The organism is Sporosarcina sp. YIM B06819, from assembly GCF_033485175.1.
Taxonomy (GTDB): Bacteria; Bacillota; Bacilli; order Bacillales_A; family Planococcaceae; genus Sporosarcina.
Window position 1 is genome coordinate 62,474 of sequence record NZ_JAWLIQ010000005.1, and the last position, 16,695, is coordinate 79,168.

At 41.9% G+C, this 16,695-nt stretch carries 17 protein-coding genes and 1 other annotated feature; of the genes, 11 read left to right on the forward strand and 6 right to left on the reverse strand.

Annotation, left to right across the window (positions count from 1 at the left end; translation table 11 throughout):
- Positions 1-28: 28 nt before the first annotated feature.
- Complete coding sequence (locus R2B72_RS03110; protein WP_318614761.1) at positions 29-1,423, reverse strand: alkaline phosphatase; 1,395 nt, start codon at positions 1,421-1,423, stop codon at positions 29-31.
- A 214-nt stretch (positions 1,424-1,637) separates the two neighbouring features.
- On the reverse strand, positions 1,638-2,864 hold the full coding sequence (locus tag R2B72_RS03115) for an MFS transporter (RefSeq protein ID WP_318614960.1): 1,227 nt from the start codon (positions 2,862-2,864) through the stop codon (positions 1,638-1,640).
- A 64-nt stretch (positions 2,865-2,928) separates the two neighbouring features.
- Positions 2,929-3,384 (reverse strand) — a binding site (T-box leader).
- 248 nt (positions 3,385-3,632) lie between these two features.
- Here R2B72_RS03115 and R2B72_RS03120 point away from each other — a divergent pair.
- Positions 3,633-3,968, forward strand: coding sequence for a L,D-transpeptidase (locus R2B72_RS03120; RefSeq protein ID WP_318614961.1), 336 nt, complete (start codon positions 3,633-3,635; stop codon positions 3,966-3,968).
- A gap of 74 nt (positions 3,969-4,042) precedes the next feature.
- Here the strand turns inward: R2B72_RS03120 and R2B72_RS03125 are convergent, their stop codons facing one another.
- Complete coding sequence (locus tag R2B72_RS03125) at positions 4,043-5,485, reverse strand: MFS transporter (protein WP_318614962.1); 1,443 nt, start codon at positions 5,483-5,485, stop codon at positions 4,043-4,045.
- Positions 5,486-5,992: 507 nt separating this feature from the next.
- Here R2B72_RS03125 and R2B72_RS03130 point away from each other — a divergent pair.
- From R2B72_RS03130 to R2B72_RS03145, 4 genes are read left to right on the forward strand one after another with little or no spacing between them, the layout of a single operon-like run.
- Positions 5,993-6,451, forward strand: a complete 459-nt coding sequence (locus tag R2B72_RS03130; protein ID WP_318614762.1) for an NUDIX hydrolase — start codon at positions 5,993-5,995, stop codon at positions 6,449-6,451.
- Complete coding sequence (locus R2B72_RS03135; RefSeq protein ID WP_318614763.1) at positions 6,448-6,918, forward strand: GNAT family N-acetyltransferase; 471 nt, start codon at positions 6,448-6,450, stop codon at positions 6,916-6,918. Before R2B72_RS03130 ends, R2B72_RS03135 begins: the two co-directional genes overlap by 4 nt.
- 2 nt (positions 6,919-6,920) lie before the next feature.
- The gene (locus tag R2B72_RS03140) at positions 6,921-7,487 is read left to right on the forward strand and encodes a nucleotidyltransferase domain-containing protein (RefSeq protein WP_318614764.1); all 567 of its coding nucleotides are present in this window, start codon (positions 6,921-6,923) and stop codon (positions 7,485-7,487) included.
- A gap of 16 nt (positions 7,488-7,503) precedes the next feature.
- Positions 7,504-8,022 (forward strand): topology modulation protein, encoded by a 519-nt coding sequence (locus R2B72_RS03145; RefSeq protein ID WP_318614765.1) that lies wholly within the window; start codon positions 7,504-7,506, stop codon positions 8,020-8,022.
- A 232-nt stretch (positions 8,023-8,254) separates the two neighbouring features.
- Here R2B72_RS03145 and R2B72_RS03150 read toward each other — a convergent pair whose 3' ends face one another.
- Entirely contained in the window at positions 8,255-8,584 is a 330-nt protein-coding gene (locus R2B72_RS03150) for a winged helix-turn-helix transcriptional regulator (RefSeq protein WP_318614766.1), read from the reverse strand.
- Between the two features lie 114 nt (positions 8,585-8,698).
- On the opposite strand from R2B72_RS03150, the gene R2B72_RS03155 reads away from it, so the two are divergent.
- Together R2B72_RS03155 and R2B72_RS03160 are read left to right on the forward strand one after the other, a co-directional pair.
- Positions 8,699-9,544, forward strand: a complete 846-nt coding sequence (locus tag R2B72_RS03155; RefSeq protein ID WP_318614767.1) for a VOC family protein — start codon at positions 8,699-8,701, stop codon at positions 9,542-9,544.
- Between the two features lie 191 nt (positions 9,545-9,735).
- The gene (locus tag R2B72_RS03160) at positions 9,736-10,827 is read left to right on the forward strand and encodes an AI-2E family transporter (protein WP_318614768.1); all 1,092 of its coding nucleotides are present in this window, start codon (positions 9,736-9,738) and stop codon (positions 10,825-10,827) included.
- 655 nt (positions 10,828-11,482) lie between these two features.
- Here the strand turns inward: R2B72_RS03160 and R2B72_RS03165 are convergent.
- Complete coding sequence (locus R2B72_RS03165; RefSeq protein WP_318614769.1) at positions 11,483-12,154, reverse strand: hypothetical protein; 672 nt, start codon at positions 12,152-12,154, stop codon at positions 11,483-11,485.
- Positions 12,155-12,351: 197 nt separating this feature from the next.
- On the opposite strand from R2B72_RS03165, the gene R2B72_RS03170 reads away from it, so the two are divergent.
- The 4 genes from R2B72_RS03170 (at position 12,352) to R2B72_RS03185 (ending at position 15,584) form a co-directional block, all read left to right on the forward strand.
- Entirely contained in the window at positions 12,352-12,705 is a 354-nt protein-coding gene (locus R2B72_RS03170; protein WP_318614770.1) for a rhodanese-like domain-containing protein, read from the forward strand.
- Positions 12,706-12,941: 236 nt separating this feature from the next.
- Positions 12,942-13,670 (forward strand): ABC transporter permease, encoded by a 729-nt coding sequence (locus tag R2B72_RS03175; RefSeq protein ID WP_318614963.1) that lies wholly within the window; start codon positions 12,942-12,944, stop codon positions 13,668-13,670.
- A gap of 4 nt (positions 13,671-13,674) precedes the next feature.
- A complete protein-coding gene (locus R2B72_RS03180; protein WP_318614771.1) occupies positions 13,675-14,463 on the forward strand; it encodes an ABC transporter ATP-binding protein in 789 nt (262 codons plus the stop codon).
- Positions 14,464-14,489: 26 nt separating this feature from the next.
- Positions 14,490-15,584 carry an ABC transporter substrate-binding protein gene (locus R2B72_RS03185; protein ID WP_412177790.1) on the forward strand — a complete coding sequence of 365 codons (1,095 nt, stop codon included), beginning with the start codon at positions 14,490-14,492 and terminating at the stop codon, positions 15,582-15,584.
- 69 nt (positions 15,585-15,653) lie between these two features.
- On the opposite strand, the gene R2B72_RS03190 is transcribed toward R2B72_RS03185, so the two are convergent.
- A complete protein-coding gene (locus R2B72_RS03190) occupies positions 15,654-16,622 on the reverse strand; it encodes a multidrug resistance efflux transporter family protein (protein ID WP_318614773.1) in 969 nt (322 codons plus the stop codon).
- Positions 16,623-16,695 lie beyond the last annotated feature (73 nt).

Consider the following 16,695-nt stretch of genomic DNA (forward strand, 5'->3'; position numbering starts at 1 on the left):
TTCTGGATAGCCTTTTGTTTAGGTGGAGTTAGCGCTTATCTTTATTTGGGTTAGCTACATGTAAAATATCGAAGATGATTTTGGCGTGATCAGTGTTATCCATTAGCCCTGCAAAGCGTTCTTTGGATGGGCCAAAAGCATAGACAGGTACGTCTTCGCCAGTATGTCCACCAGTTGTCCAGCCTGTATAAGAGCGCTTGTCAAAAATTATTTTGATAGCTGTCTCAATATCGCTAGCTTTTTCGCCAGCTAGTTGAACAGAGACGATTTCAGTTGCTGTTAGGGGTAAAAGTTTTTGGTTAATATATTTTTTTAAAGTTTTTTCTACATCTGAACCATTAGCGATTTCATCTGCAATAAAGGCAGGTGTTCGTTTGGCAGCTTTAATAGTATCAGTCAACCAGTTATAATTGCCATCTGCTCCGATAGAAAATCCACCTGTTGAATGGTCTGCAGTTGTCACGACTAATGTGTGCCCATCCTTTTTGGCGAATTCAATAGCCGCTTTAAATGCTTTTTCAAAGTCTTCCATTTCGCTCATTGCACCGACAATATCGTTGTCATGGCCAGCCCAGTCAATTTGACTCCCTTCTACCATGAGGAAGAAGCCCTTATCGTTTTTGCTCAAGCGATCAATGGCTGAAGTTGTCATTTCTTCAAGTGATGGAATTTCTTTAGAGCGGTCAATCATTTTCGGAAGCCCGCCAGCCGCAAATAATCCTAACACTTGGTCGTTATTGTCTTTTAATAAATCCGCTTTCGTTGTGACATAGCTATAGCCATCCTGTTTAAAAGAGTCAGCAAGATTTACAGTAGCGCGCTCAAAATTAGATTTCCCACCACCGAGAAGAACGTCGATGCTATGTTCACCGTTGATAAGCAGATTGTAATAATCATCGGCGATTTCATCCATGTTTTTACGACTTTCATTGTGAGCGCCGAATGCAGCAGGTGTTGCATGTGTAATTTCTGAAGTGGCGACTAACCCTGTCGATTTCCCGGCTTCTTTAGCGGCCTCTAAAACCGTTTTGACATTCGATTTGTCATTATCCATAGCAATGGCATTGTTATACGTTTTGACGCCGGCCGACATTGCTGTTGCCGCGGAAGCTGAATCTGTTATAGTTTCTTTTGCATCTTCAGGATAAGTCATTTGCTGTCCGACAAGGTATTTGTCAAATTCAGTTTGTTCAACAACAGGTGTAGTTGGATCATCTTTCAAGTAACGATAAGCCGAGGTATAGGAAACGCCCATGCCATCCCCAATAAGGAAAATCACATTTTTGATTTCAGGATTGTTGTTCTCAACAGCTTTATTCGCTTGGACGCTTGGATTAGCGACTGTCCCGACTAAGCTTCCAACTAGAACCGTGGAAAGAACAGCGAATGGAAGAACCTTTTTAAAAATCTTCTTTTTCAACATTGAAAAACCTCCTGAAATATTTTTACTAACAAAGCTAATTATAAAGTGGGATTGTTAATGTCGTATGAATGCTTTGTGAATTTGTGTTAAGAGTGGATAAAGTTGTTTTGGTGGAGTTGCAATTAGAATCCGAAAGTTGCAATTAAAATGCTGAAGTTGCAATTAGGATTCTAAAGTTGCAATTAGAACTGACTCTGAAGCAGCTCCTCGTCATTTATGGATTTAATTGATACAATTTTGCCTTTGAAGGTTGGATGGTAAAGCACAACAATGTAATTGATATCAATAGCATTACGATTGTTCCTATAATAACGACGTACTGAATAGCAATCAGTTGGGCTGCTATACCAACAATAATTGTTGTAATGATGACTAAAACAGCCTCGATTAATCCGTAAATACTGCCAACTCTCCCCATCATATGGACAGGGATATTATTTTGATAAAATGTGTGGAAGCCGGTATTGGCGAAGGCTAAAGAGAATGAAAGGATGAAAAATCCGATAGCCGCCATAAGAAAGATGTTAGAAAAAGCATAAACAATGTAACCGGCAGAAACGAATAGGGATCCTAAACCGATTAGTAAAGAGGTCGACGATTTATTAGCAATCATAGCATTGACAATTGAGCCGATAACAATCCCGACTCCAGCTATGCTGACTAAAAAACCATAGTCACTGTCGGATAAGGAGAGTACTTCTTTAGCGAACGCGGCTTCAAGTGAGTCGATAGCTGAAGTCATGACCATCACACAACCAAAAAGGAAATAGACGAACATGATATAAGCGTAGCGGCGGCTAAAATTTAACACAATCATCCAATCTTTCTTTACAACGTCAAAAGATAATTTTTCATCCGAAGTATGAGCGCAGCTATGTTTTTCAAGATTAGGCATCAGCATAGTAACCAACCCTGATAAAAATAAAGCAATTGCGTTCATGTAAATCGCAAAATTAGGTGTGCCAATGATAAATAACAAACCAGCAATAGCTGGACCTATGAGGAAACCTCCTGAATCGATTAAACTACGCAATGCATTAAATCGTTTGCGATCCTCAACGGGTATGAGTTTTGTAATATAGGTCATCGACGTCGGTTCGAACATAGAACTTGCGATATTTATCAAAAAAACGATTGCATAGATGGACCAAAGAGAAGATAAAAAAGGTAACGACACAATAAATAGTGCACGAAATAGATCGAGTATGACCATAAGATTGCGTTTATTTAACCGGTCAATCATGCTACCTGACCAAAAGTTCGTACATAACGCCGCCAAAGGTTTCAAAATATACAGGGCAGCGACTGCCAGCGGAGAGCTCGTCATTTCTAAAATAATTAAATTGAGTGCGATTAAATAAATCCAAGCACCTACATTGGAAACACCAATTCCAAATAATAGTATGGAAGGATATTTCCAAGATGCTACTATGCTTTTCATCCTCATGTAATGACCCCCTTATTTTTAGGACAACAAAAAAATCCCACCCCCAAGACCATTAAGTCTTAGGGACGAGATTATATCCGTCGTGGTGCCACCCTAGTTTATTACGATGTTGCCACCGTAACCTTATCAGGTACGTTTAACTTAATTCAGCAGAAATCCACTATTTCTATAAGTGATATGATAAATGCTGATTTAAGTTAAGCCTCCGGCGGATGTCACAAATTTTGAAGGGAGTCAATTGCAGGCAGTCTAAGTTCGCGACGTCCTGTCGCAACGACTGCATACCCACATCCTGTGGGCACAATTCAAAATTTGGACGCAATTACGCCGAGGCGTAATTGATAGATGCGTATACCCTAGCTCAATAACGGGAGCTCCCGTCACTTTATCCCCAGTACTGGTTCCAAAATGATGCTCAGAGACTTGTTTCAATAACTCATTCCTACTCCTTTTCAGCAACCGGAGCTCTCTGCAAAGAATGAACGCTATTTACTCTTCTCGTCATCGCATTTGATTTTTAAAAATGATAGCATTGGTTGGAATAATTGTAAATAGGTAGTTTTTTTAATGAAAGTGAAAAGTTAGCGAATTAATAAGTGTGGAATAACGATACGCAATTCGGATTTCGGATTCTTAAACGACTTCGAGTTGGGTTAGGACTTTGAATTTGACAATAAAAGACTAAATAATTTTGAGCCTCGCACATCAGTATCTGCCTTCATACAATAAACGACACAATCATTTTTCTCTGGGGGCGATCTCATCAATCTCTGGATCGATATTTCCACACTTCATCACCTATTAAGACTGTATGATGGTCATCATCCACTCGACATATATCCAATTGCGGTAGGGAAAATGGTTACATCGACACCAATGGGGACATATAGGATTATCAATAAACAAAGCAACCCTGGCGGACCCTTTGGGGCATTTTGGATAGGGTTATCAAAACCTCATTATGGGATACATGGAACAAATAATCCTGTGTCTATTGGAAAAAGTGTGTCGCATGGATGTATCCGAATGCTTAATAAAGATGTTCTAGAATTAGCGTCTATGGTTCGGATTGGAACGATTGTTTTTATTCATAAATGAGTATTAACTTTTTCTGTACAATTAAAAAGCAGACTCACAAATGGTTAGTAGTAACCATTCTGAGTCTGCTTTTTTCACATTCTACCGCTGTCATTCGCGGGATCTGTGTATCCCTTGTTGACAACAGCCTTCTGCACCACAGGTTCGTTTGCCGCTTTTGGAATCAAGACCATAATCGCCGCTAACGCCAGCACTGCAAAAATCACGTTTGCGATAATGCCAGCAGATGCTGCTCGTTCAATATTGCCTGACAGCGTCATGGTGCCGTAAATGGCAGCGGAAATGGCGACTCCGAAGGAACCTCCGAGCGCGCTTGCCATTTTATAAATGCCTGATGCTGAACCGACTTTATCCTCCGGAATACTCGATACGGCTGTGTCAGTGGACGGAGTTGCATACATCCCGAGTCCTGTGCCGAATAGGATGAACCCGACAAAAACGATGATGATATAAGCTGTATCTGGTAAGAATGTCAATGCCATGGTGCCAATACCGATTGCTGTCAGGACGGAACCGATAATCATCGGTAGCCTTGCCCCAACGTTTTGTAGCATTTTCTCACCGACACGAATCATGATGAGGACTGACACCAAATAGCCGATTGATAACATACCTGATTGAAATGCCGTGAATCCTCTTGCAACTTGCACATAGGTATTGGCGACAACGAGCGTCCCGCCTACTGCATTCAGCAAAAAGTTGGAGATCGTAGCACCTGTATACGATTTATTTTTAAATAAATTAAAGTCAATTAACGCATGTAACTTGCCTGTTTCTATTTTGATGAAAAACAGCATGCCGATTACCGTTGCAGCGATTAAGCCGATTGTCAGAGGACTTGTCCAACCGAAATCAGCACCGCGTGTGATGACGACGTTTAGTCCAATCATAGTAAACACAAAGACGACTAATCCGGTCACATCGAAACGGGAAGAATCTTTCTGTATGACTTTACTTTCAGGTGTATCTTTTAGTAAAAACATCGCAAGTAAAGCAAAAACAATGGAAAAGACGAAAATCCATCTCCAACCCATAGAAGTTGCAATCGCACCTCCTGCGAAAGAACAAACACCCGAACCACCCCAAGAACCGATAGACCAATAGCTAAGCGCACGTTGTCTTGCTGCGCCTTCGAAGTACGTTCTCATTAACGCAATCGTAGCAGGCATGATACAAGCAGCTGATAATCCTTGGATGATGCGTCCGATAATTAACAGTGCGGCACCGTTGGCAAATACGAGGCAAAGAGAGCCAATGATACTTAAGAACAGTCCGAAATAGGTCATTTTTTTGCGTCCGAATTTATCGGCAAGGCCTCCTGCTGCCACAACAAAAATACCCGAGAATAATGCGGTTAAACTAATAGCGATATTGAGTACGCCCAAAGAAATACCTAAATCTTCTTGAATAGCTGGAACAACATTTACCATGGATTGTGCAAAAAGCCAAAATGTAATGACCCCGAATACAATCCCTGTAATCATCTTATTCGTACCTTGATAGCTTGTAGACACGATCTTCCTCCTTAAAATAGAAAGCAGTTTTATGTAATTTCATTCTCATCTATCGTTTGTATTTTCCTACTTTAGCATAATGAATTAGAGGGGTGAAGGAGAGAAATATGATTCTTTTATTTAAAATTTATTCGTAATAGCGGGAATTAAATAAATATCTTGAAAGGATAGTAAAACTCTAAATCCGAACAATGCTTGTTTCCGCTTTGGATGGGCGTTTTCCGTGTGTATGGCTTTATTGTTATATAATTTAAGCTAGGTTCTTCAATTGACAATTTTGTGAACAAAAACGGAATGTGTTATTAACGAATGATTAATTGTTAAAACGTTTAATTGTTCGTCTTTTTAAAATGAGTAGGTAATTATGAAATTGATTTACTTTTAATAAATAGATTGTTTTATTACATATATTGGAGAGAGAAATCTCATTCCGTACAGATGAATTAAAAGGGTTTGTGATGATAATCACGAATATTTACAATTGGTAGAAAAATGAGTGGGGTTGCTTATATGAGTTATGTAAGGGAATTAAGGAAGTTTGTCGGCAATAGACCGCTTATATTACCGGGAGCTGTTGCTATTATCTTAAATGCTCAAAATGAGGTATTGCTACAACATCGAACGGACGGCGGGTGGGGGTTGCCTGGCGGTTTGATGGAACTGGGTGAAAGTATGGAGGAAACAGCGAGGCGTGAAGTAAAGGAAGAGACGGGCCTAATGATTGGTGAACTGGAATTGTTGGGTATCTTTTCGGGGGAAGACTACTTTTTGAAAGTAGCGAATGGGGATGAACTGTATTCTGTGACAGCTGTTTATGTGACAAGGGATATTCAGGGAGATATTGAAGTGGATTCAACGGAGTCGATTGACGTTCAGTATTTTCCGCTTAAACGGCTACCGGAAGGATTGTTGCCGTCATATCGGAGGTATATGGAACCGTATTTATCTGGGTTAGGTGCTCGAAAATGAAATTAGAGCGTAAAAATATGGATGAAGGATTTGCTTTAGAAATTCTAAACTGGCGCTATGATCCGCCTTATGATTTTTATAATAATGAGTATGATGTTGAGGCAATCACTGAATTGTTGGAGGACAACTATTCTGTCGTTGTGAATGACGATGAGGAGGTGATTGGCTTTTATTGTGCAGGTTCTTCTGCCCAAGTGCCAGCAGGAACAAAAGTGGGCGCCTATACGGAAAATATTATAGATGTCGGGCTAGGCATGGCCCCTACATTAACAGGCAAGGGCAATGGTTTCCTTTTCTTTTCATTTGTATTGGAGTCGCTTTATAAAACGTATGGTACTGTGCCTGTTCGTCTTACTGTCGCAAAGTTTAATCAAAGAGCCATTCATCTATATGAGAAGATTGGATTTGTGAAGGAAATGGAGTTTTCGACGGATTTTGCTGATTTTCAGACGATGAGGAAGGTGTAACCATGTTCAGTACATGTAGAAAAGTAAATGAATGGATGTTGAAATTCGACGGAAAATGGGGAATTGCTGGTGGATGGGCGATTGATTTATTCGTAGGGGAAGAAACGCGTCCCCATTCGGATATTGAGGTCGCCCTATTTCGAGAAGACCAACAGGCGCTGAGAAAGGCGTTGCCAGATTGGTCATTTGAAAAAGTTGTGAAGGGTGAATTAATTAGCTGGGAAAAAGAATGGCTGGAATTGCCGGTTCATGAGCTTCATGGTGTTCATAAACAACGGGTAGGTGAACGGTTAGAAGTATTGCTGAATGAAACGAAGGATGGTGAGTGGATATTTAGAAGGGAATCGTCGATTTCATTTCCGGAAAGTTCACTTTTTCTTGTGCCAAATGAAGGGGTCCCTTATCTACATCCAGCGGTCGTCTTACTATACAAAGCGAAAAATGCACGTGAGAAAGATCATGCCGATTTTGATGCGGTGAAGGATTTGCTGAAGGTCGAGGATAAAGAGTGGTTGCGTAAAGCGCTTTGGGTTCACGTTCCGGAACATAAGTGGATTCAGGAATTATGAGGAAGGGAGCGGCGGTATGAATAAAGTAATGGTCATCGGGGTTTCGGCAGGTGTTGGGAAATCGACGTTTGCGCGCAGGTTAGGTGAATTGACGGGCATTGAAGTGACGCATTTAGATCGGTTATTTTGGAAGCCGAATTGGGTAGAGGCCTCGCCTGAGGAGTTTTTGGCAGCCCAACAACAGGTTGTTGCGCAGGAGCGATGGATTATGGAAGGGAATTACGCGGGGACAGTCCATATTCGAGAGCTACATGTGGATACTGTTATTTACTTGGAACTCCCGCTTCGTGTCTGCTTGTATCGGGTGCTGAAGCGAAGAGTGCAATATCATGGACAAACACGACAAGATATCGGTGAAGGTTGCAAGGAGAAGATGGACAAGGCGTTTCTGGAATTTATTGTCACGACATATGGCGCACGGAAAAAGACCATGATGGAGCGAATGCGACGTTATGCGGAAGAAGGGAAGACTGTTCATTATTTGAAAACGCAACGCCAGATTCAAGGGTTTTTGGATACATATATGAAGAAGTAAATAACGGGGGCAGTCCAGAAAGTCAGTTTTACTAACCTTCTGGACTGCCTCCGTTTCAGATATCACCAAAAAATTGCCCGCCAAGCACAATTGGAAACTTATCGGTCAATTGGGTCGAGTTATCGATCATTTGCCGACAGTTATCGATCAATTGAACAAAGTTATCGTCATTTCAGGACCTTTTACTCATCTATAAGGCTTGCTTTAAGATGCGCCTCAAACAATATCGACATTATTCTTTTACAATGGCTTCCTGCTCAATCCACATTGATGACCAGTTTTCAATTTCTTTCATAATCGGCGTAAGTGACATGCCTTTTTCGGTTAAGGAGTATTCGATTCGTACCGGTGTTTCTGGGTACACATCGCGAATGACAAAGCCTTGTTGTTCAAGGTCCTTTAGTCGTTCTGTTAATGTTTTTCCACTGACGCCAAGCTTGTCTGTCATTGTGCAAAAGCGCTGTGGCCCTGCCATTAATTGATACAGAATAAGGGCGGTCCAGCGCTGACTTAGAATGAAAACGGCTTTTTCGAAGCGGGGGCATAGTTCGAATTCGTTCATATGATTATCGCTCCTTTGGTTTGGATTTTAAAATGTTGACAATAGTCATTGTAACATATAAAGTTAGTTACATAAAGTAAGTAACTTACTAAAATACTGTTAGGAGGAATATTCATGAATTTTCATACAGCACCACATATATACACAGGGGAAGTACATCTCAACGTTTTGGACTTGACTAAATCGGTCCAGTTTTATAAAGAAGTGATTGGCTTTAAAGTACTTGAGGCAACTGCAGATAAAGTAGTATTGACGGCAGACGGTAAGACACCGTTGCTCATTATTGAACAACCAGAAAATGTTACGCCGAAAGAGGCGCATAAAACTGGTTTGTATCATTTTGCATTGTTGTTGCCGAAGCGAGCTGATTTAGGGGCTATTATTAAGCATTTCATCCAGCATCAGGTACGAATTGGGGCTTCGGATCATTTGGTGAGCGAGGCGCTTTATTTGTCAGATCCAGACGGTAATGGCATTGAGATTTATACAGACCGTGATCCGGCTGTTTGGAGTTGGGACAACGGAAGTGTAGCGATGAGTACGGATCCGCTAGACGGAGAAAGTATTATTGCAGAAAGTGGAGAGCAGATGTGGGATGGACTTCCTGTTGGTACGGTTATGGGGCATGTTCATTTACATGTGGCTCATTTGCCTGAAACGGAAACGTTCTACAATGCGCTCGGCTTTGAAGTGGTCACAAACTATCCGCAAGCACTGTTCATGTCGAATGGAAAATACCATCATCATCTTGGCTTGAATACGTGGAATGGCGTAGGTGTACCACGTCCTTCAGAAGGTAGTGTTGGGCTTCAATCATTTGCGCTTGTTTATCCGACTGAGGCAGTGTTGAATGAAGCGATTGCGAAAGTAGAAGCGTTAAAGGTGAAGGTAGTAGCTGACGAGAATGGATTTATAACGGAAGATCCTTCCGGCAATCGAATTGTGTTGCGGGTTGAGTGAGGTTTTTGTAAATAGGAATAGGGACTTTAAACCGGATTGGTTTGAGTCCCTTTTCTTATCAATAGAAATATCCCTCTTTCTCTCACTCCCCCTAAAAAAATATTGAAACTTATTTCGACGTCATCCGTAAAACAACGTATACTTAAGCATAACGAATGCAAAATACATTGTGCCGAAACGGAGTGAATTTATTGACGAAAAAATTATGGTTCCAAGCAGGCGTTGGTATTTTACTGGCCTTACTTATTTTGAAATATTTCATGGAAATAAATTGGATTTTTGCCCCTCTACTTATTATTGCAAAAACAATTTTTGTACCACTATTACTTGGTGCCGTCCTTTTTTATGTAACGGAGCCATTGCAGCGGTTTTTGGAAAAACGTAAGATACCGCGATGGGGAAGTATTTTAGCTATATTGATCAGTGTTGCGGCAGTGGTTTGGCTATTCATTTCAATTATTGGTCCTCCAGTCATTAATCAAGTGAATAACTTAGTGAAAAGTGCACCGTATATTGCAAAAGAGATTACCATTCAGTCAGAAAATCTTCTCGATGTTTTGCAGCATAGAGAAGACTTCCCAGAACAATTAAACGATATGATTGACAAGGCTGTAAACTCTGTCCAATCTATTGCTGTCGTTTTTGGAAAACTAATCGTGCAATTTTTCCAATCCGTTTTCCAAACAGCCTTCACCCTTATTCTAGTTCCGTTTTTCTTCATCTTCTTGTTGAAGGATCACGAGAAGTTTGCACCATTTATCTACAATTTCTTTTCGGGCAAACGGCAAGTATGGGTTAAGAAAACATTACATGATATCAATACAGTTCTACGCACGTATATCCAAGGGCAGCTACTGATTAGTCTTATTCTAGCGGCCATTATGTTTATCGGTTATTTAATTATTGGTCTAGATTACTCGCTATTGCTTGTCATTTTTGCGTTTTTCATGAACGTCATTCCGTTTATCGGTCCGTGGATTGCGTTTGCGCCAGCACTGATTATCGCGTTTTTGGATCCGGATCCGCAAATGGTCATTTGGGTCTGTATCATCACGCTTGTTGCACAGCAAACAGATAGTAACCTAATTACGCCGAATATCATGGGGAAAACACTTGATATTCACCCGTTGACGGTAATTACAGTCATTTTGGCAGCAGGAAATATTGCCGGTTTCCTCGGTATTCTCTTGTCGATTCCTGCTTACGCAGTTGGGAAAGTCATCTTGAAAAATATTTATGATAGACGTAAGGAAATTAAGTTAGCTGCGACGAAGAATGTGTAATGAACCAAGCCCCTTGACATAGACATGTTAGAGGGCTTGTTTTTTTAGGATGGCTGACGTCTATCTGACGGGGATTTATAGTGAACTTAAAGTTCAGTTTTAATGAATACCAAAATAGGGAAAACGAGCTATTTTGGCAATCCCTCATTTTTCGAGGTTTTTTACTAGAGAATATCAATTCATTGTTATAGTAAAGAAAACGATGCATATATGCTATATTGTAAAAATTACCCTGAGTTGTATGTAGGTGGCGATTTAAATGCTCATGTGCAGGGAAACTATTTATTAAATTAGATTGCAGAGCACCTTCAGCATCTCGAAAGGTATGAAACCACCCACAAACTGACCAAGCTATTGAAAAAAGGACTGATGTCATGTGGAATGAATTTCCTTTAATCCATACAAACATTTGGGATGCATTATGGGCGATACCTACTATTCTTCTGGGCATCTTGCTGTTGTGAGTCTTATTCAAACTCCCTGAAAGTTGGTTTTCAACAGCTGCTACAATCATTGGACTTATCCTATCCATTTTCATAAGCCACAATGGTAATTTACCCGCCGGTATTTTTATGGGATTTTTCTATGGTGGTGCGGCGAGTGGGACGATTTATTCGTTGAAGGTCTGGTATACAGGTTATCGAGGGAAATGATTTTATTTCAACGGACAAAATCCACATTGGATGAGGCCAGGAACATCTTTCGAGAAGCAACATGTTGTTCGGACTTCGGTATTGAGCAGTGCAGATGGCTCACATCCTTTTAAATAGCTGGCAAATAAAGAGCGGGGTGCGATGCTTTCCCATAGGGCGTCGTCTAGTAGCATGTCTAGATCGGCGCGGGCTTCTTCAGCGGTACCAGTGTTCGACAGCAATACATGGTATTGCCAGAGAAGAAAGCCAAAAATATTTTCCCATAAGGTTAGCGGGGATACAGATGCGACGGTGCGAAGTTGCTTGATAACAGCGCTGCATTGTTCGACTAAAATGCGGCGGATAACATCACGGCGTTCGTTGTCTTCTACATAACGCCAATCTTCTGCGAAGGCAAATGTGCTAATAGCTAACTTTTTGTATTCTTCTTTTGCGCCGAAGGCAAGACGGTCTTTCTCTCCATCCCATACTTCATCGTACGTTGCTAGATTGGTAAATTGCATAGCGACGAACATGCCGAGGCGGCGCATGAAGTACGAAGCGGCGACTGTTTGGTTTGGGCTGCCGCTCACTGCCTGGATAATATTTAATGTATCTTCGATTTTATCGGTATCAAGAAGTGTTTCGAGTGTGAATAATTTTCGTTCAGGCGTTTCCGTATAGATGCTGTACATATTTAATTGTCTGAGTTGGTCCGCGGTTAAGTTTGTCATGTCTTTATTATATGTTCGGATAATTGAAACGACAAGTTGATCGAGAGTTCAGTCCGGTTTGTAGTTTTGAATAGAAAGCATTCTAGAAAGCAGATGTATTGTTTTATTATACCCCTAATGGTATATTTCGAGTGAAGTTAACTGAGGGGGAAACGACAATGGAATGGATTTTATTTGTACTTATTACGGGATTTTTTGTTTGGCGAATGATGCCTGCGAAAGGCGTGCGCAACATATCGACAGAGGATTTGAAAACAATGCTTCAGGATAAAACAAAGCAGTTCATCGATGTACGAACGCCTGGTGAATACAAAGGTCGCCATCTGAAAGAATTTAAAAATATGCCGTTGAATACACTCGAATCACAACTGGGCAGTCTCGATCAATCGAAAGAAACTGTCATCATTTGTCAAAGTGGTATGCGTAGTGCGCGAGCGGCAAAAATGTTGAAGAAGGCCGGGTTTACAACAGTCTTAAACGTGACGGGCGGTATGAGCGCTTGGCGGGGATAACTAGCATTAATTGAAATCCATGGGGAATCTAAGCTCCATGGATTTTTTTATTTCAAAAGTTCCAAAGATAGCCGTTTCTCCGCGCTTGCCCAACACACTTTTTTAGGCAGACACATACTATTTGAATGAAGAGGTGGTGAACGGTGAAAGAAGATGACAAGGCTGTGCGCTATAATCCGCATGAAATCGAACAGCGTGAATGGAAGCAAAGGCAAACGAAGGAACGGCTTAAACAGATGTTAACAATCGCTTCGCCGGTATTCCTGTTGTTATTATGGGAATTCATGTCGAGGACGGGAATACTGGATATTCGCTTTTTCCCGCCCCCATCCGCCATCGTCAGCACGTTTGTCGAGATGATAGCTAGTGGTGAAATGGCTAAGCATATTGGTGTGTCATTGTATCGAATATTCGTTGGATTCCTGCTCGGCGTGATACCGGGTGTTATCGTTGGTTTGTTGATGGGGCTTTATTCGCCAATTAGGCATTTTATTTCCCCAATTGTGATGGCGTTGATGCCAATCCCTACACTGGCTTTGCTACCGATTATTATCATTCTTTTCGGGATTGGGGACTTGTCGAAAGTTGTGACCATTGCAGGAAGTGTCTTTTTTCCTGTCGTAATCAATACGGTTGCCGGCGTCATTAATATTGATTCCATCTACTTGGATGTAGCGAAAAATTATGGGGCAGGAAGAGCGAATTTCTTCTTTAAAATTGCTTTGCCAGGTGCCATGCCGGTTATGCTGGAGGGCATTCAGATGGGGCAGGCGATTGCGCTTCTTACAATTGTAGCTGCTGAAATGATGGGGGCTACATCCGGAATTGGTTATCTCATTTGGACTTCGTACAAAGCGTTCCTACTCCAAGAAATGTACGTGGGTCTCATCCTCATTTCATTTTTCGGTTATCTGTTCTCGCTAGTGCTCCGAGGAATTCAGAAGAAGATGTTACCGTGGAGGTGAACAGATGGGAAAGAAAAACAAAATTATTATCCGTAATTTGACCAAGGCATTTTATAAAAAACAAGCGAGTGTTACGGCGCTGGATGATATTAATTTAACAATTGAGGACGGAGAATTTGTCTGCCTTGTAGGCCCGAGTGGCTGTGGGAAAACAACACTTTTGCGTATTTTAGCAGGACTTGAACATCCGAGTATTGGAGAATTCATCATTGCAACTGATGGGGAGGATCGTCCTCTTCAGTCGATGGTGTTTCAAGAAAGGGGCATCATTCCGTGGCTCACGGTGGAGGAGAATGTTGCGTTTGGCCTTAAAATGCGTCATATGCCGAAGGAAATCATCAAAGAACGAACAGCGTATTATTTGAAAAAAACAGGCCTCGACAAGTTTTCTGCCCTTTATCCGAAAGAGCTGTCAGGGGGCATGAAGCAACGCGTGAGTATTGCGAGGGCGTTTGCCAACGACCCAGAAATTTTGTTGATGGATGAACCATTTGCTGCGCTCGATGAACAGAACAAATTCATTTTGCAGGAGGAATTGTTATCTATCTGGTCAGAAACGGGCAAAACGGTTCTTTTCATTACGCATAGTATTGATGAAGCGTTATTGCTAAGTGACCGTATTTTACTTATGAGTTCACAGCCTGGAAGAATTATTCGGGAAATCAAAGTCGAGATGCCGCGTCCGCGAAAAATGGAGGATATCCGGGAAAATCCATTGATGGCCGCACAGTTTGTAGAAGTATGGAAACACCTGCAAGAAGAAGTGCAACGGTCTAGGAGAGAAGATCAATGAAAAGGAGAGATTCCATGGCGAAGTGGATGAAGAGCGGATGGTTAATGGCGTTATTCGCGGTGGCTTTAGTTGTTGGGGCTTGTTCTCCAAAAGAAACAGTGAAGCCAGCGCCGGAAGATAAGGCACCGGATGCAGTGGCCAAGGACTATCCTTCTGGTGATTTGGCGCCACTCGACAAACGAGTAAAAGTTATCATTGCAGAAGATGGTGCGGCATCGGGTGCAGGCTTTTATATCGCAAAAGAAAAAGGGTATTTTGAGGACTACAATATTGAAGTAGAGTTTGCACAATTCGCAAACAGTGATGATATGTTACCGGCGTTAGCGGCGGGAGAAGTTGATATTGCGGGTGGCGTTTCAACGGCGTCGTTCTTCAATGCAATTGCACAAGGAATTGATGTTAAAATTATTGCGGACAAAGGACATAACGTGCCTGGCAAATCGTATTTCACATTTGTTATCGGTAATCATATGGTCGATGTCATAAAAGATTATCCTGATTTTAAAGGCAAGAAAATTGCGGTATCGTCACGCAATTCGATTGATGGCTATATTTATGAGGAAATGCTTAAACATGCCGGTTTGACAGGAGACGACGTCGAGTTCGTGCTGCTGGGGGACTTCGGTAGTATGCTAGGTGCAATTGATGCGGGAACAATCGATGCAGCGCTGAATATCGAGCCGCTTATTGCACAAGGTGTAGACAAAGGCATTCACGTTCGATTTGGAGATACGACAGATTATGCGCCTGAATCTCAAATTGCAATGGTGCTCGGCTCTCCTCAATTCATGTCTGAAGAGCAGGATGTTTCACTGCGGTTCATGTCTGCCTACTTGAAAGGTGTTCGTGATTATAACGATGCCTTTATTAAAGACATTGGTAAGGACGAAGTGGTTGACATCATGACGAAGCATACAGCGTTAAAAGACCCGGCGCTATGGGATAAAGTAAACGTTACGGGACTTGACCCGGATGGAAAGATGTTCGTTGATGATATTAAGAAGCAATATGATATGTATAAAGCGAATGGGGCTATCCTCGGAGATGTAGATTTAAACAAAGCGATTGATACCTCAATCACAGAGAAAGCGGTCGAAACGATTGGTAAATATGAGCGTTGAGTGATTGTCGACCAAACAAAATTACCCCATTAATAAAGGCTGTTCCTGTCTATCGGAAAAAATCCGACTTCAGGAACAGCCTTTCATATGTTGTTTCTTCTTGACCAAGGCAGTCTGCAAGCTATGCAACGCCATGCCAACAATGATGACAGCAATTCCTACAAGAGACAGCGCACCCGGAAGCGCAATGCCAAGAATCATCATTTCACCAAGCATTACAAAAATGAGTTGCGTGGACTGTGTAGCTTCCACGGCCGCAAGCTTCCCTTGGTCACCGCGTACTCGGTCGGTTGCCATGAAAAATAATGTGGTCGCAATGACACCGGAACTGACCCCGACAATGAACGATTGAATGAGCTGACTCATGGAAGGTGGTCCAACCGTCAAGAATGCGTAGGTGGCAAAGCCAATCCAGACAGGTATGGTCATAAGTGTCATGCCGAGTACACGTTGGAAAGTATCGAGTCTACCGCCGAGCAATTCCATCATTTTGCGATTGCCAAGTGGATAGGCGAATGCGGCCAAAATGACAGGTATAATGCCAAGCGCAAGCGTCCGTATTTCAACGCTTTGCGCGTGTGGAATTTGAATGACTACGACACCGGCAAAAATGATGAGTGTAATGCCAAGTGACACCAGTGGAATTTTCTGCCGGATTTTTGTTTCCCCATTTGCTGTGTTCACAATCAGTGTGAAAAATGGAGCAAGCAGTACACCTGCCACAATCGTTAATTGCCATGTGCCAGCTAGCAGCCAGCCAGGACTATAAGCGGCCGCGTAAGTAAGCGGTGCATAAAACAGTACAAAAGCCGTTACGCTCCACATGAAAAACGGAGCGGGCTTCGACACCATTTCTTTCTTCACATCACCAAGCCCTTTACGATAAGCCACAATGGCGATTAAAAACGGCACCATAAAGAAATAACGGAGAGAGGAGCTCCAAAGCCAGCTCCCCCCCGATAATTCCATCGATCTGTTTAAAATGAATGTCACTGCAAAAAATACCGAGGAAAGGACTCCAATCCAAATTTCCTTCATACTCATTGCCCCCTAGTTATGCACGTTCTTCAAACAATTTTACGGCTTCTAGAATAACATGCGTCGCTTTGAC

Excerpts from the sequence above, each read along its gene's own strand:
- R2B72_RS03110 (WP_318614761.1), bottom strand. The coding sequence starts at position 1,423 with ATGTTGAAAAAGAAGATTTTTAAAAAGGTTCTTCCATTCGCTGTTCTT.
- R2B72_RS03115 (WP_318614960.1), bottom strand. The coding sequence starts at position 2,864 with ATGAAAAGCATAGTAGCATCTTGGAAATATCCTTCCATACTATTATTT.
- R2B72_RS03130 (WP_318614762.1), top strand. The coding sequence starts at position 5,993 with ATGAGTTATGTAAGGGAATTAAGGAAGTTTGTCGGCAATAGACCGCTT.
- R2B72_RS03135 (WP_318614763.1), top strand. The coding sequence starts at position 6,448 with ATGAAATTAGAGCGTAAAAATATGGATGAAGGATTTGCTTTAGAAATT.
- R2B72_RS03140 (WP_318614764.1), top strand. The coding sequence starts at position 6,921 with ATGTTCAGTACATGTAGAAAAGTAAATGAATGGATGTTGAAATTCGAC.
- R2B72_RS03145 (WP_318614765.1), top strand. The coding sequence starts at position 7,504 with ATGAATAAAGTAATGGTCATCGGGGTTTCGGCAGGTGTTGGGAAATCG.
- R2B72_RS03150 (WP_318614766.1), bottom strand. The coding sequence starts at position 8,584 with ATGAACGAATTCGAACTATGCCCCCGCTTCGAAAAAGCCGTTTTCATT.
- R2B72_RS03155 (WP_318614767.1), top strand. The coding sequence starts at position 8,699 with ATGAATTTTCATACAGCACCACATATATACACAGGGGAAGTACATCTC.
- R2B72_RS03165 (WP_318614769.1), bottom strand. The coding sequence starts at position 12,154 with ATGTACAGCATCTATACGGAAACGCCTGAACGAAAATTATTCACACTC.
- R2B72_RS03170 (WP_318614770.1), top strand. The coding sequence starts at position 12,352 with ATGGAATGGATTTTATTTGTACTTATTACGGGATTTTTTGTTTGGCGA.
- R2B72_RS03175 (WP_318614963.1), top strand. The coding sequence starts at position 12,942 with ATGTTAACAATCGCTTCGCCGGTATTCCTGTTGTTATTATGGGAATTC.
- R2B72_RS03180 (WP_318614771.1), top strand. The coding sequence starts at position 13,675 with ATGGGAAAGAAAAACAAAATTATTATCCGTAATTTGACCAAGGCATTT.
- R2B72_RS03185 (WP_412177790.1), top strand. The coding sequence starts at position 14,490 with ATGAAGAGCGGATGGTTAATGGCGTTATTCGCGGTGGCTTTAGTTGTT.
- R2B72_RS03190 (WP_318614773.1), bottom strand. The coding sequence starts at position 16,622 with ATGAAGGAAATTTGGATTGGAGTCCTTTCCTCGGTATTTTTTGCAGTG.